Here is a 15,062-nt window from a genome sequence, read left to right on the forward strand (position 1 = left end):
TTTTTATTTTCTTGGAGCTCCAGTTCAATAGATTGGGTACCCGCAACTCATATGGTGGGTCTTTCCGCATATAGAAAGTCCCGCCTCCTGCATCAAAGAGGCGGGACTTCTCATAGATTCAGTTCGAAAAATGTTTACACGATAAAGAAGAACCTTACTTGTGTTCGTCTTCCCCGTAGGGGCGCAGGTGCTCACGCTCTTCCGGTTCATGTTCGCCGGAACCCTGTTCCTTAATACGGTGTACCTTAACCATATTGGTTGATCCCGCCACCCCGGGAGGCGAACCTGCAGCAATCACAATAAGATCACCCGGTTCTGCGAGCTTATGCTCGACCAGGTAGTCATTTACGATGTCGGTCGTACCGTCAATGTTGGTCGCCACCGGCGCATGCGCAGCTTCAACACCCCACAACAGTGAGATAAAAGCACGCACCTTTGGGTTGGGGGTAAAAGCAAGTACCGGCTGCGCAGGGCGTAGACGTGCTAAACGGCGTGCTGAGTCACCCGTCTGGGTAAAAGTACTAATGTAATCTACATCCAATTGTTCCGCAATGTTTACAGCTGCACGCGTGATGGCACCACCACGAGTACGGGGCTTACGGTCCAGCTGTGGTACGCGGTATAGACCCTTTTCTTCAGTATCACGAATAATGGAGGCCATTGCCGCAATGGTAATAATGGGGTAATTGCCCACCGAAGTCTCGCCGGAGAGCATCACCGCATCGGCGCCATCCAAGATTGCGTTTGCACAGTCAGAGACTTCCGCGCGCGTAGGAGTCGGGCTAGAGATCATGGACTCAAGTACCTGAGTTGCCACAATAACGGGCTTAGCCCAGCGACGAGCCATCTCAATAGCTTTCTTCTGAACCAGTGGCACCTCAGAGAACGGCAGTTCCACGCCAAGGTCGCCACGGGCAACCATGATGCCATCAAACTTGTCGATAATATCTTGCAGATTATCAACGGCTTGAGGCTTTTCGATCTTGGCAATCACCGGAATACGGATACCCTCTTCGGCCATGATCTCATGAACGCGGTTTACGTCTTTCCCGCTACGTACAAAGGAAAGAGCAATAATATCTACGCCCAAATTCAGGGCAAAACGAAGGTCAGCCTCATCCTTCTCGGTCAGTGCGGGAAGAGAAACGGCCGCCCCAGGAAGGTTGATGCCTTTATTGTTTGAAATAGGTCCGCCTACAATCACACGAGTGCGAACACGAGTTGGAGTTACTTCAACGGCTTCCAGCTGGATCTTACCGTCATCCAGCAAAAGTTTATCGCCAGGCTTCACATCGCCAGGAAGACCTTTATAAGTCGTACCACAGATATCTTTGGTACCCTCAACGTCCTCAGAAGTAATCGTAAAATCAGCGCCAGGCTTTAGATATTCTTCCCCGTTTACAAAGCGCTCCAAACGGATCTTAGGACCTTGCAGATCAGCAAGAATAGCTACTTCTTTCCCCAACGCCGCGGATTGTTCACGGATAGTTGTGTAAGAGTTAGTGTGAACGTCGTGGTCACCGTGACTCATATTCAGACGGGAAACATTCATACCCGCCTTGATCGCTTCCGCAATTTTTTCGGGAGAAGAAATAGCCGGACCAATGGTTGCAACGATTTTTGCGCGCCTCATGTACCTAACCTTCGTGTGTTGGGGTGGAACCTTCTAAGAAAGATACCCATAATATAGATGGAACCTTCTCATCAGGAGCCCCAATTATTCCCACACAACACCATGTATACACAACATGGCATGTGCGGCATTCATCCCTTCTAGTATATTCCTTCTCAAGCGTTTTCGGGAGGAAAATTCTCGGTATTTTCAGGAAATCCTTGTTTTAACCTCGAACCATGTTGCCCACTCAAGACTCACGTGCTCTCTACCTGCCCCTCAGAACAATAATTAGGTTTTAGTTGTTTTCTGACATCTCATTTGAAACTATGGTCAAGCGCTCCTGTCCGAGAAACAAATATGCCCACATCATGTATGACACACCTTGATGTTCATCGCTCACTCCCCTCTTCCATGTGATAAAAACGACACGCCAGTATTGGCTAAGCAATTTCACATTTATCACCACCTGCCATAGACTGGAATCAATAATTAGTATCTTGTATGCAAATTTGCTTTGGGAGGCTTCAGTGACCATTCGTGTGCTGATTATCTTCGGTTCAACCTATGGGTACACCGAGCGTTATGCGAACTGGATAGCAGAAGATCTGCGAGCATTACCACAGGCTCCTGAAGTCGATACTTTACGGGCTACAGAAGTAACCCCTGAACTTGTGGAAGCAGCGGACTCCGTTATTATTGGCGGTAGCGATTACGGCGGGTTCCTTACAGGCGCTCCCAGCCTCAAGAAGAAGATTGTTCCCTTTATTCTCCCTAAAAAGGAACGTACTGCATTCTTCACGGTTTCCTTCACAGGCGAGTACTCCAAGAAACTGCTCGACAAGGCTGTCGCTAAAAGTTATACTACAGAACTCACCGATGGACGCCCAACTTTCCATTTACGTGGTGGGATTGACTTTTCAGAGCTTTCACTTGCTCATAAGACCGCTCTTAAAGGTCCGGTTCGCGCTTGGTTGATGGCTAATCCAAACCCCAACGAAGGTATTCAGCAAATGCTTGAGTGCTATAAAACCGGTCATGCGGATTACACCAACCGAGAGTCTCTAAAACCACTTGTTGAAGCAATATCCAAATTCCTCTGATATTGCATAGCAGGTTACCAAAATAGACTTGGCCGGAGGTTTTCTCTCCTCCTCCGGTCTTTTGATTCCGGATGCGGGTGCGAGGCCGCGCCGATAACGTATTCGGTTGCAGGGGGTGGGTCTTGTGTGTGCGGCCCACCCCCTCCTTTTATCTTTCATCAAGGAAAAAGTCAGGTCCTCTCCACCATTGAAATAGTGAAGAGGACCCAAGATTAGTTGTCCAAGAATTTACGATTTAGATTTTTTCCACGGGATCTCAGGGGTTTTATCCTGCTTATCACCGGTCTGAACCCTATCTGCAGGCTCTTCCTGGGTGCCTGGTTCTTTGTCTTTTGTAGCTTGCTTCTCTTCCGTTACCTTCTTCTCAGATATCCGAGATTCTTCCAAGGTCTCTTTACCCTGGTTAGAAACCTCATCCGAATCTTGGGCGGCAGTCTTCTCTGAGTTGGGGGTCTGCTGAACAGATGATCCCTGCACTGGAGCTTCAGCAATGCCCGCTGCAGCTTTAGCCCTAGCGCGGATACCAGCGGCAACAAAGCCGATCAACCCTAGTACAATCAGGGCACCCGATGTCCACACGTGAACCCGCAGCCCCAGAAGTGTTTCAGAGGTATCAATACGCAGGAACACTTCAATGAAGAACCGTCCAATACCGTAGTACAGCACATAGAGCCAAAAAGTTTGTCCGCGCTTCAGGAACCTATTCCCCAGGAAAATTAGAAGGAATGCGCCCACAAGATTCCACAATGATTCGTAAAGGAACGTGGGATGAAAGAGAGTTCCTGCGGGATATTGAGCAGGAAAATTCCCACTCGATTGACTAATCTCCAAACCCCACGGAAGGGTAGTAGGCTTACCGAAAAGCTCCTGATTAAACCAGTTGCCCCAACGACCAAAAGCCTGCGCCAAAATAATACCTGGTGCAACTGCATCCGCAAATGCTGCATAGTTAATCTGGTATCGGCGACAAGCAATCCAGGCCCCCAGGGCTCCTACGGACACCGCTCCCATAATGCCGATGCCGCCTTCCCAAATCTTCAGGAAAGCCCAAGGATCAGAGACATTGGGACCAAAATAGCTGCCAGGGTCTGTAATGAGCACATGGTAAGCACGCGCCCCAATAATTCCAGCGGGAATAGCCCACATTGCCACGTCATATACGCGCTCACGTGTGCCGCCAACTTGTGCCCAGCGCCGAGCGCTAAGCCATAGACACACGATTATTCCGGCTAAAATGCAAAGTGCGTAAAAATGGATACGAAACGGCCCAAGCTGAAGATAAGATACACTCGGCGACGGGATTGACGCCAGAGGAAGGGATACTGCTGAGGTAAAGGATTCCGATAATATAACATTCATACTATGCACGTCCTGCAAGTTCACGAGTTAGTGCTCCCACCGCAATAGGACCTCCATCAGCTAGAGCTTTTACAAGTGCCGTTCCTACAATCACACCATCTGCATAAGTTCCGATCTCTTCAACATGAGCACGAGTTGAAACGCCTAAACCAACACACGCGTATTCAGCGCCTGCAGCATGAAGGTTTTCGACAAGTCCTTGGGCAGCTTCTGAGACTGAGGTGCGAGCCCCTGTAACGCCCATGACAGAAACGGCATAAACGAACCCGCTCGAGGCCTTAGCGATAGTCTCTAAACGTTGAGGCGATGATGATAGCGCCGCCAAGAAAATACGATCTAACCCGTATTTTTCAGAGGCTTCGAACCAAGCCGATGCTTCATCGGGTACTAAATCTGGAGTGATCATTCCAGCTCCTCCAGCAGCCGCAAGATCACGTGCAAAATTATCAACACCGTAGGCAAGTACGGGGTTCCAATACGTCATCACGACAACGACAGCTTGGGTTGCCTCAGTAATGCGCCGTACAGCATCAAAAACCCGAGAAAGTTTGAAGCCGCCTTCTAATGCGGTACCTGTTGCGTGCTGGATAACGGGGCCGTCCATGACCGGATCCGAGTACGGTACGCCCAGCTCAATAATGTCGGCACCGTTATTGCCTAATTCGATAGCTGCTGCCACAGAATCTTCAAAGTTGGGAAAACCTGCGGGGAGGTACCCGATAAGTGCTGCACGCCCATCTTCTTTGCATTCGCGTAACAGCTGTACGAGAAGCGAGTTCGGGTTTTGGGGCGGGAAGGTACCGTCAAGGACTTCGTACTTTGCCGCATGCGGCTGTGCGTCTTGATAGCTCATGCGTGCGCCTCGCTTTCTGCCTGCACTGCCTTCTCAGCAACTGCCTCTTTATTGCCTGTCATGAGAGAAGATGACGGGGTTGCTTTCCCTAGATCGAACCATTTCAAGGCAGTCTCCATGTCTTTATCGCCACGACCAGATAGGCACACCACCATTATTTTTTCACGGGCAGACTCAGAATCTTGATGCGCCCACTCCTGACAGACCCGTAACGCACCGGCAAGTGCATGCGCCGATTCGATGGCAGGAATAATACCTTCAGTACGGCAAAGCAGTTGAAAAGCATCCATAGCTTCAGTATCGGTCACCGGCTGGTAGCTGACACGGCCTAAGTCTGAAAGGTACGAGTGTTCGGGCCCAACGCCGGGATAGTCTAGGCCAGCAGAAATCGAATGCGACTCTATAGTTTGCCCATCTTCGTCTTGCATCAGGTAGGTTACGGCACCGTGAAGCATTCCTGGGCGTCCTAGATTAATAGTTGCGGCGTGACGTCCGGTTTCTACACCGTCTCCCCCCGCCTCAAAACCGTAAAGTTTTACATCGTGGTCATCAAGGAATGCATGGAAGATTCCAATGGCGTTTGAACCCCCACCAACGCATGCAGAAACTCCGTGGGGAAGACGCCCAGTCATCTGTTGAATTTGTTCGCGTGCTTCAGAACCAATAGCATCATGAAAGAAACGCACCATCGTAGGAAAAGGATGTGCTCCCGCCGCTGTACCCAGCAGATAGTGGGTATTCTCGACATTAGCGACCCAGTCTCGAAGAGCCTCATTAATAGCGTCTTTCAGAGTACGGGAGCCATTCTGAACGGCAATAACTTTCGCGCCCAAAAGCTGCATACGCGCCACGTTCAAAGCCTGCCGCTCAGTATCTTCTTCACCCATGTAAATCACACAGTCCATACCGAAAAGCGCAGCAGCCGTTGCCGTTGCTACACCGTGCTGACCAGCACCGGTCTCTGCGATCAGACGTGTCTTACCCATGCGCTTTGCGAGAAGTGCTTGTCCTAAAACATTGTTAATCTTGTGGCTACCGGTATGGTTAAGATCTTCACGTTTCAGAAAGATCCGAGCCCCAGCGTGCTCTGAGAACCGCGGAACTTCCGTTAGCAATGAAGGACGATTCGAGTATTCAGCAGAGAGTCGCTGAAATTCCGCAATAAACTCTGGATCCTGCTTAGCATTCTGGAAGGTAGACTCAAGCTCATCCATGGCGGCAATTAACGATTCAGGCATCCATCGCCCACCGTATTGCCCGAAGTAGGGACCGGGTGCATTTTTGAGGGATTTCCCCTCAAGAAATGCGTCTGCCAGGTTTTCACTCATTGTTGTCCTTCCCGGGTACTTTTATTCTCATCCATGAGTTAGGTTTGTACACTTAACTCATGGTACGGCTTGTTCGTATTTTTACTATTCTACGCGGAATGACATAGCGTCAGCGTATATAAAGAAAAGCCCTATGATTATTCACATGTGAAAAACTGTCATCTACGTAAGATAGCTCTAATCTGCATTAGAGATGAGGGACAGCCGAAAATTCACGTACAGTTTTCTCCGGGTCTCCAGATTTGACCAGAGTCTCACCAATAAGCACGACATCAGCACCAGCCTGCGCGTAGTTCTGTACATCGCTCAGCCCAGATACACCAGATTCTGCAACTTTAATAACGCTTTCCGGCAGGTCGACCGCAAGCTCTGCATAATGCGCGTTCTTGACTTCAAGAGTTTTTAGGTTGCGAACGTTAATACCTATAATTTTGGCTCCGACACGCTGAGCGATAGATATTTCTTCTGAAGTATGTGCTTCTACGAGAGCATTCATACCAAGCGATTCGGCAAGCTCTAAGAAAGCGCTCAAGGTATCTTCTTCCAAGGCAGCAACAATAAGAAGCACCAGATCTGCGCCGTGTGCACGTGCTTCCCAAATCTGGTACTCATCAACAATAAAATCTTTACGCAATATGGGAATACTGACGTGAGCACGCACCGCGTCCAGATCCTCCAGGCTTCCGCCGAAACGGCGTTCTTCGGTAAGCACCGAAATAGCTGCTGCTCCTCCACGCTGATACTTCACCGCTAGTTCCGCTGGATCCGCTATTTCCCCCAGGATACCTTTCGATGGAGACGAACGTTTCACCTCTGAAATGATACGCACAGTTTGGCCATCACCGCGTAAAGCACATACAGCGTCAAGAGCTGGTGCCGTAGAGAGCGCTAGCTCCTGCACCTTTTCCAGAGGATGTTTTGCACGACGAACCTCTAAATCCTCACGTACTCCACCAATAATTTCATCTAGTATGGTACTCAACAGTGTTCCTTCTCATAGTCATCAAATATCCAAAAGTTTGAGATAGCACAAGAGAGAGCGCCTCGTCATGGGCGAGGCGCTCGTAGCGTATTTACTAGTGACGCTCAGTATTTTTGGTTTTAGAACCGCCTTGACCGTAGCCAGCACTCTTGAGAAGCAATCCAGCCACTAGACCCAGCACGATAATGCCAGCACCAACAAAGACGATAACGGGCTGAGCCAGATCATACGCAACAGCACCAACAAGTACCCCGGTCGTCATGATGGCGATCATAACCCACGATGCTACGGTGCTACCGTGATTTGCATACGGGCGTTCAGGAACAATAACAACTTTCTCTTCCGTCACGAAAACTCCTCATGTGTGTGCACAGATACGCGAATAATGCGTACAGACGTCCTTTCTTCGATTTTAGGTCATGACCTCGTCTTCTGTGAATTTGCTGGTGAGAATCGTACAAATATTTAGACGAGCAATGTTGTACAACTCGCAGTGTTTGAAGCCTCTTTCACTATTTAAAACTATTTTTCTACGGTAGGGTCTTCTCCCCTGCTCAGCAGGTCCCATGCATCCATATTGTCGACCTCACCAGGAGCTTCTTGCAGGTTACGCACTGTGCGGTTATATTTACGCCCACCTTGCCAGTGTCGAGCCACTACAAGAGTCCAAAGTCCCACGCACATAATAAGAAAACCTGATATGCATGAAATCCACGGCCAAACAGTCACAGCATACGTACCTGTAGACGCCACGGTTCCCGTTACCTTGCTGGTCTCAGTTACAACCGCACCTGCGGGATTCATCACCACCGACAGCGCAGAGAGAATAATACCTACCCCGGATCCTAAACTTACCAATGCGATAACATACCGCAAAAGCTGAGGGGCTATGCGCGCCGCTAAAGGAGCTGCTAAAGCTACCATCGCCAGTGCGCTTACTGCGGGGGCCGCTCGAGACCCAGTAATGTCAAGATTTTGTTCCCCCAAGACCCCGTTCACATGCGCTTGGACCCAAGGAAAAAGCGTCGTGCTAAAGGCAAGGGCAGCCACAGCAAGCCCTGTTAAAAGCACCAGTCCAGGCGCTTGTAGTCGCGCAGGTTTCGAGTGTAAGTTTTCATCCGCCGCACTAAAAGCCGTAGCAGTACTCGTTGTCTCGTAGTTATTTGATTGATTCAAAGACGAGGATTTATGCCGCTGTGTATTCATGGGATTATGCCCTCCCGCAGGTTCTTAATCTGCTGTGGTAATGCGTTTTGTCTGCAGAGGTTTCAGGCCCGATGCCGTCAATACGGCACGGAGCGGAGCGGCTGATTTATTTACGGTCTCTTCAGTCTCGGACTCCGGGTTGGAGTCCATCACAATACCGGCTCCAGCCTGTACGTAAGCTTTTGTTCCCTTGAGAACAGCAGTACGAATTGCAATAGCCATGTCCATGTTTCCAGCAAAATCAAAATATCCGCAGACACCCCCATAAACCCCACGGCGGGTCGGCTCATACTCGTCGATAAGCTGCATGGCCCGCGGTTTGGGAGCCCCCGAGAGAGTCCCCGCCGGAAAAGCAACGCGAAGTACATCGTAAGCACTGAATTGAGGGTCAAGTTCAGCACTCACTGAGGAAGAAATATGCATGATATGGCTGAACCGCTCAATCACCATGAATTCATCAACAGAGACCGTTCCAGGCTTTGCAATTCGAGACAGATCATTACGCGCCAAATCAACCAGCATCAAATGCTCAGAGCGCTCTTTTTGATCGGCAAGAAGCTCTTCAGCAAGAGCTATATCCTGTTCACGAGTTGCACCGCGAGGCCGGGAACCAGCGATAGGATGCGAGGTCGCACGCCCCTCCTTGAGGGTCACCAAGGCTTCTGGGGAAGAACCGACAATTTGGAAAGGAATACCCTCAGCATCCTCAAAGTTAAAGAGGTACATGTAGGGTGAAGGGTTAGATTGGCGAAGTACACGGTAGACGTCAAGCGCATCCGCGCCAGTTTCAACTTCAAAACGACGTGAGATCACGATCTGAAAGACGTCGCCATCAATAATATTTTTCTTACAACGATCAATTGCGTCTTGATAACCTTGCACCGACCAAGTTTGAGTAACCTCACGATGAATTCGAGCATTTACCTCAGAAACTCCGGTTAAGACCGATGCCGTTTCAGAGGCACCCTGTTCTAGCTGCTGCAGCATACGGTGCAGACGTTCGACCGCATCGACGTATGCATCATCCACATTTTCATCGGTATCGTTGAAGTTAATGGCATTTGCGATCAAGAGCACTGTACCGTCAGTATTATCATGGATTGCCATGTCAGAAACCATGTTCAAGGCAAATTCTGGGAGATTCACGTCATCAGCTGGCGGATACGGCAGGTTCTCCCAGCGGCGTACTACGTCCCAGCCCAAGTAACCTACCAACCCCGATGTTAACGGTGGAAGGCCAGGAACCGGTTCAGTATGAAGCATACGAAGGGTTTGTTTGATAGCTTCAACGGGGTCGCCTTCTGTTGGGGCTCCCGCCGGAGTTTGCCCTTGCCAATATATCTTGCCGTCTCGTGTGGTCAGGGTTGAACGAGAAGAAGCGCCGATAAAAGAATACCGGTCCCAAGCTGCCGATTCCCCCTCGGTCGCGATCTTAGCCGATTCAAGCAAAAAAGTTCCAGGATCAGCGGCACCATCGTGTAGAACCAGCGAACGATAAATACCAATGGGTGTGAGCGAGTCTGCAAGAATTTTGATGCACACCGGAATAACTCGGTGAGTCACTGCGCGTTCCCGGAATTCTTCAAGAGAGGGTGAGATAATGCCCAAATCCTGCATAGGACTAATCCTTCGTGCTCGATTGCTGATGCCCAAACTGTTGCCTGGGGCTCTCGTATTAGTGTACAAGTTCCACCACATCTAACAGTGGTTTGAACAAACAGCGCGAAGTATCAAAATTGACACTTCGCGCTGTTAATTAGCTCAGTCGTTTGAGAGTCGCTGCGGTTTGCAAAGCTGCCGCCGTTGCCTCATAGCCTTTGTCTTCAGAGGAACCAGGAAGTCCGGCACGGTCTAGAGCTTGTTGTTCATTATCGCAGGTGAGTACCCCGAAACCGACCGGGCGACCAGTCAGCACGGAAACATCGGTCAGACCACTCGTAGCGCCCTGACATACGAAGTCAAAGTGAGGAGTTCCACCGCGAATAACAACGCCGAGGGCAACAATCGCATCGTATTTTTCGGCAAGACGGGTTGCTGCAACAGGTAGTTCAAAAGTCCCCGGAACACGCACAATAGTCGGCTCCAGCCCCGCATCAGCGGCGGCGCGCTGCGCCCCATTGAGTAACCCTTCCATGACCTGAGTGTGCCAGCTTGCCGCAACAATAGCTAGTTTGAATCCAGTGTAGTCCTCGGGATTGAGAGTGGTATCTGCTGCTCCTGCGCCGCTCATATTTCTTAACTCCTTGGTGTCGTTGGTTTATATCGCAAAGTCGTCCTCTGACCACACAGCAAGCTGTTATCAGCCAGAAGAACTATATACTAGGCCCATGGAGCCTATGCCCCATACGCCGACGTTTTGTTTCAAGGTACTTGGCGTTCTCAGCACGCGCCGGAATTTCGTCAGGAATTACCTCATGTACTTCAAGCCCCAGCTCGGTCAGCGCGTCAACCTTTGCCGGATTATTTGTGATAAGTCGCAGATTATGAACCCCGAGTTCTTGCAGAATAAGTGCCGCCTGCGTGTAATCACGCATATCTTCGTCTAAGCCAAGCGCTAAATTTGCGTCTAGGGTATCAAGGCCAACGTCTTGAAGTGCATAGGCTCGCAACTTATTTACAAGCCCAATACCTCGCCCTTCATGATTGCGAATATAGAGCATCCAACCACCATAACGCGAGAGAATTTTTAACCCATTCTCAAGCTGCTGACCACAGTCGCATCGGAAGGAGCCCAGAATATCTCCAGTAGCACATTCGGAGTGGATTCGCACTGCGGGAATCTGAGCTTCTCCCGAAAATGCAATAGGGTTCCCTTGGGCGTCTATAGCACGAATGCTCATATGCTCAGCACCATCGGCAAACCGCCAAGCACGTACCCCAAAGTTTCCATGGGGTGTAGGAACAATAACCTCAACGGTCGATTCCACCAGTTGCGGGCTGGGATGAGGCACTAAGTCTAAAGGCGAAGCTGTGTATTGGTGGGCAAATCTCTCAGCAAGATCGCGTTTCTCAAATTCGAGCTCTGAGGGTATGTGCTTGTGCTGAGTGCTCTGCTTTTCTGGAGTATCACTCATGCTCGTTCCTTCACATACTGAATAAGGTCTTCGATCGAAATCATGGGGAGGCTGTGTGCAGCTGCAAAAGAGCGCAAAGCCTCAAAGCGCATCATACTTCCATCATCATGAACAAGCTCGGCGATAACGCCTACGCCCGAAAGACCTGCCGCACGAGTAAGTTCTACGGCCGCTTCTGTATGCCCAGCACGTTCCAACACCCCACCAGCTACGGCACGCAAGGGAAATATGTGTCCCGGACGGCTCAAATCTTCAGGGCCCGCTGAGGCGTCTGCAAGAACTCTGACTGTACGGGCACGATCGGCGGCGCTAATACCTGTTGTGGTTCCTACACGCGCATCGCAAGAAACCGTATATGCAGTACCTTTAGGATCTTCATTGTGCGCGGTCATCGGCGGCAAGTTCATGCTGTCTGCGCGTTCGTGACTCATTGGAGCACATATCACTCCGGAAGTATAACGGATAGTAAATCCCATGAGTTCTTCTGTAGCATATTCAGCCGCAAAAATTATATCTCCCTCATTTTCACGGTTTTCATCATCCACTACAACGACAGCTCGACCGATGGAGATAGCCTCAATGGCCTCCTGAATAGAATCCAGCTCTTGTGCAACTACGGAAGTTTCATGGAAATCTACATTTCTCATTTCCATCAACCGGGCTACATATTTAGCGAGCGCGTCTGTTTCAAGATTGACAGTGTCTCCTACAGTAAGCTGCCCTAGATTAGTTGCGCTAAGAGTTTCAGGAATCAAACCGACTTCAAACCAGGGAGCGCTCTCAGCAGAGGCAGAAACCGCTGTTACTGTCAGCGATACGCCAGAGACGGCGATAGAACCTTTCTCAACCAGATACGGAGCAAGTTCTTGAGGAATGGAAAAACGAATAGTGCACCATGCATCATGTTCAGTTATTGATATAACCGTCGCGATACCATCTACGTGTCCCTGGACTACGTGTCCGTCGAACCTTCCGTTGGCAGGCATGCACCGTTCAAGGTTAACGATCGATCCTTGAGTTAGCGCGCCTAAATTAGTCCGAGTGAGCGTCTCCCCCATTGCATAAGCGCGAAATTGCTGCGGTTCAATGCTATCCTCATCGACGGCAGTTAGACATACACCGTTGACAGCTAGGGATCCTCCATGATCCAAGTCAGAGACAATATCACCAGCGTTAATAGTGATATATGCAGCTCCGGTCGAAGTCCCTTGAGCGTCATAGACTGGTTGAACGGACTCAACGGTACCTAGCGCACCGATAATTCCTGTAAACATGTGTGTCTTCTCCTCTGTGGCAGCTGCACCAGGATGGAATTCAGATGCCGCTACGATACTTGCACTATAACTATAAAGATGAGTCTTTTATTCCCCGAAATATCGTGCAGGTGCATACCGGAACGATCTCAAAGACGATGTTCCCTTTCCTACACTTTGTTTCCAGGAATTATGCATAACTTTTGTAGTTTTTATTCTCGTGATTCTGGAAAATATTTGTGCGTGAAACGTGGAAGTACACGACGAATACCCGGTGTATTTTTTGCAGTGCTACGGGGGCTTGGTATCAGGTGCGTTGCGGTGTCTTCGCCTAAGACCCGGACTGATGGAAACATCCCAAGATCATCAAGCTGCAGACGAGGGGCATTTTCCAACGTGTTGGTAATAAGTCGGTACATTGCACTTTTACCGTGCCCCATGAGTATAGGAGCGCGGTACCAAACAAGTTCGTCAAGAAGATCTTCCCCGGTAAATAGGCCAACCATTCCCGGTCCTCCCTCAATCATGAGGTGTCGCACCCCACGACTGTAAAGTTCGTCAAGAAGGACTCGGGGCTCATGAGTGTAAACCTGCATGTAATTTTCTGGGTCTCTTGTACCTAGACCACACACTTTATAGGTGCTTGGTATATCTGTTTCTCCCATGACAACCCGTAAAGGCTGTTTCTTGTAGCGTTGCCCTGAGATATCACGGGCATCTAGTGAGGGATTATCAAGGAGTGTAGTGCGGGTTCCGATCATCACGGCGTCTGCGCGTTTTCGGATGAGATGCCCATCAGCACGTGCTTGTGAACCAGTTATCCATTTACTGGTGCCGTCTGCTGCCGCGATAAAACCGTCAAGAGTTGAAGCAGATTTAACGGTAATAAACGGTCGTTTTTCTGCGACCGAAATAAACCATCGTTCATTTAGCGAGTACGAGTCCTCAGCAAATTCTCGCATATACGTTGTTACGACTCCGTGAGAGCGTAAATATTCTGCTCCGCCAGAAGCCTGAGCGCTCCTATCTGGATATGCATAAAAGACCTGAGAAATTCCAGCTTCTTTGATAGCATGCGAGCATGGACCAGTTTTGCCTGTATGATTGCAGGGTTCTAGCGACACATACATTTTTGCATCGCTCATATCCGTGCCAGCCGCGCGGGCTTGAGCTAAGGCATCAGCTTCAGCATGAGGTGTTCCTGCCCCGCGATGCCATCCAATATGCAGTACTTGACCGGCAGAGTTTGTAATAACCGCTCCAACAAGTGGGTTAGCTCCTCGTATACCCTGACGAGCGGCTTTTAAAGCTAAACGCATAGCACAGTCATCGGTCAATGACCCTTCAGGGATCTTCATGGTTACCGAAGCAGGTATTCCTTGAAGATGTCCGTACTCCGCAGCAGAATAGTCAAGGTCATTTACGGGCGTATACATCTCAGGGCCTAGATACGTTGTCATGATTTGCTCGATTCCACGTCAACAGTAATATCTGGAAATTGCGTTTGAACTCGGGTTTTTTCTTCACGATTCCGAGTACTCCACCATACGAAGAAGCCTACAAGAGTAAAGCATCCGTAGAAAACATACATCAGAGAGGTGGCATAGTAGCCTGCGCTCCAAAGCAGCGGAACACCAACAATATCAACAGCAACCCAAATTAGCCAGAACTCTACCCATCCTCGTGCCATACCATAGGTCGCTATAAGCGAACCGGTAAATATCCAAGCATCTGACCATACGGGCTCGTATGACCCTAGAGAACGAAATATTGGAGTTAACGCTATCGTGCCAAGAATAAGTACAGAGATAATGCTAAAACGTTCCAGCCTGGATGCCCATCGTGGAATTACAGCTGCCCCCTCGGCACGCGTTCCTTGAGCTCTGCAGGACTGCCGCCAACGATACCAGCCCCATACAGAAACAGTTATGAACATAATCTGGCGCCCAGCCTGACCAAGCATATTAATGGGGTTAGGGCTGCCGAAGAAGGCACCCATAAACACGGTAAAAAGCAGCAGATTTCCGGCTATACCGATCGGCCATGCCCAGACTTTACGGCGCATTCCGCCCAAAGCTGAGGCTAAACCGAAAAGGTTACCTAAAACTTCGCGCACAAGAAGAATCTGGTCTCCAAACTGTATTTGTGCGTCGAAGAGCCACCGCAGAACGTTCACTGTTCCTCCCTTTCATCGTCATTGCGGCGACTCCGGGGAGAACAAAATGCATTGATTCCAGCAATTGCTGGAACATTAGATAACGGTTTCGAATATATACCGTGACCGCATCCCGT

General features: G+C 49.7%; 14 protein-coding genes. 1 reads left to right on the forward strand and 13 read right to left on the reverse strand.

Going from position 1 to position 15,062, the window contains the following annotated elements; genetic code table 11:
* Nucleotides 1–154: 154 nt before the first annotated feature.
* Complete coding sequence (pyk, locus tag HMPREF2609_RS04115; protein ID WP_013398979.1) at nt 155–1,633, reverse strand: pyruvate kinase; 1,479 nt, start codon at nt 1,631–1,633, stop codon at nt 155–157.
* A gap of 509 nt (nt 1,634–2,142) precedes the next feature.
* On the opposite strand from pyk, the gene HMPREF2609_RS04120 reads away from it, so the two are divergent.
* Nucleotides 2,143–2,715: a flavodoxin domain-containing protein gene (locus HMPREF2609_RS04120; protein WP_048751652.1), complete on the forward strand. Its 573-nt coding sequence runs from the start codon at nt 2,143–2,145 to the stop codon at nt 2,713–2,715.
* 228 nt (nt 2,716–2,943) lie between these two features.
* Here the strand turns inward: HMPREF2609_RS04120 and lgt are convergent, their stop codons facing one another.
* From lgt to pnuC, 12 genes are all read right to left on the reverse strand, one after another.
* Nucleotides 2,944–4,074 carry a prolipoprotein diacylglyceryl transferase gene (gene lgt, locus HMPREF2609_RS04125; RefSeq protein ID WP_080972530.1) on the reverse strand — a complete coding sequence of 377 codons (1,131 nt, stop codon included), beginning with the start codon at nt 4,072–4,074 and terminating at the stop codon, nt 2,944–2,946.
* 1 nt (nt 4,075) lies between these two features.
* Complete coding sequence (gene trpA / locus HMPREF2609_RS04130; RefSeq protein WP_048751648.1) at nt 4,076–4,927, reverse strand: tryptophan synthase subunit alpha; 852 nt, start codon at nt 4,925–4,927, stop codon at nt 4,076–4,078.
* The gene (gene trpB / locus HMPREF2609_RS04135; RefSeq protein ID WP_013398974.1) at nt 4,924–6,255 is read right to left on the reverse strand and encodes a tryptophan synthase subunit beta; all 1,332 of its coding nucleotides are present in this window, start codon (nt 6,253–6,255) and stop codon (nt 4,924–4,926) included. The genes trpA and trpB overlap by 4 nt, the downstream gene beginning before the upstream one ends.
* 187 nt (nt 6,256–6,442) lie before the next feature.
* Entirely contained in the window at nt 6,443–7,237 is a 795-nt protein-coding gene (gene trpC, locus HMPREF2609_RS04140) for an indole-3-glycerol phosphate synthase TrpC (protein ID WP_048751644.1), read from the reverse strand.
* A gap of 94 nt (nt 7,238–7,331) precedes the next feature.
* On the reverse strand, nt 7,332–7,586 hold the full coding sequence (locus HMPREF2609_RS04145) for an HGxxPAAW family protein (RefSeq protein WP_048751642.1): 255 nt from the start codon (nt 7,584–7,586) through the stop codon (nt 7,332–7,334).
* Nucleotides 7,587–7,759: 173 nt separating this feature from the next.
* On the reverse strand, nt 7,760–8,443 hold the full coding sequence (locus HMPREF2609_RS04150; protein ID WP_070535134.1) for a Trp biosynthesis-associated membrane protein: 684 nt from the start codon (nt 8,441–8,443) through the stop codon (nt 7,760–7,762).
* A 24-nt stretch (nt 8,444–8,467) separates the two neighbouring features.
* The gene (locus tag HMPREF2609_RS04155) at nt 8,468–10,060 is read right to left on the reverse strand and encodes an anthranilate synthase component I (RefSeq protein WP_070535136.1); all 1,593 of its coding nucleotides are present in this window, start codon (nt 10,058–10,060) and stop codon (nt 8,468–8,470) included.
* A gap of 139 nt (nt 10,061–10,199) precedes the next feature.
* Nucleotides 10,200–10,673, reverse strand: a complete 474-nt coding sequence (gene ribH, locus HMPREF2609_RS04160) for a 6,7-dimethyl-8-ribityllumazine synthase (RefSeq protein ID WP_048751639.1) — start codon at nt 10,671–10,673, stop codon at nt 10,200–10,202.
* An 82-nt stretch (nt 10,674–10,755) separates the two neighbouring features.
* On the reverse strand, nt 10,756–11,517 hold the full coding sequence (locus HMPREF2609_RS04165; RefSeq protein ID WP_048751638.1) for a GTP cyclohydrolase II: 762 nt from the start codon (nt 11,515–11,517) through the stop codon (nt 10,756–10,758).
* Nucleotides 11,514–12,791: a 3,4-dihydroxy-2-butanone-4-phosphate synthase gene (gene ribB / locus HMPREF2609_RS04170; RefSeq protein ID WP_070535138.1), complete on the reverse strand. Its 1,278-nt coding sequence runs from the start codon at nt 12,789–12,791 to the stop codon at nt 11,514–11,516. Before ribB ends, HMPREF2609_RS04165 begins: the two co-directional genes overlap by 4 nt.
* A 191-nt stretch (nt 12,792–12,982) precedes the next feature.
* Nucleotides 12,983–14,230 (reverse strand): bifunctional diaminohydroxyphosphoribosylaminopyrimidine deaminase/5-amino-6-(5-phosphoribosylamino)uracil reductase RibD, encoded by a 1,248-nt coding sequence (gene ribD / locus HMPREF2609_RS04175; RefSeq protein WP_070535140.1) that lies wholly within the window; start codon nt 14,228–14,230, stop codon nt 12,983–12,985.
* On the reverse strand, nt 14,227–14,946 hold the full coding sequence (gene pnuC, locus HMPREF2609_RS04180; RefSeq protein ID WP_070535143.1) for a nicotinamide riboside transporter PnuC: 720 nt from the start codon (nt 14,944–14,946) through the stop codon (nt 14,227–14,229). The genes ribD and pnuC overlap by 4 nt, the downstream gene beginning before the upstream one ends.
* Nucleotides 14,947–15,062 lie beyond the last annotated feature (116 nt).

The sequence above is a fragment of the Rothia sp. HMSC058E10 genome, from assembly GCF_001809415.1.
GTDB classification, from domain to species: Bacteria; Actinomycetota; Actinomycetes; order Actinomycetales; family Micrococcaceae; genus Rothia; species Rothia dentocariosa.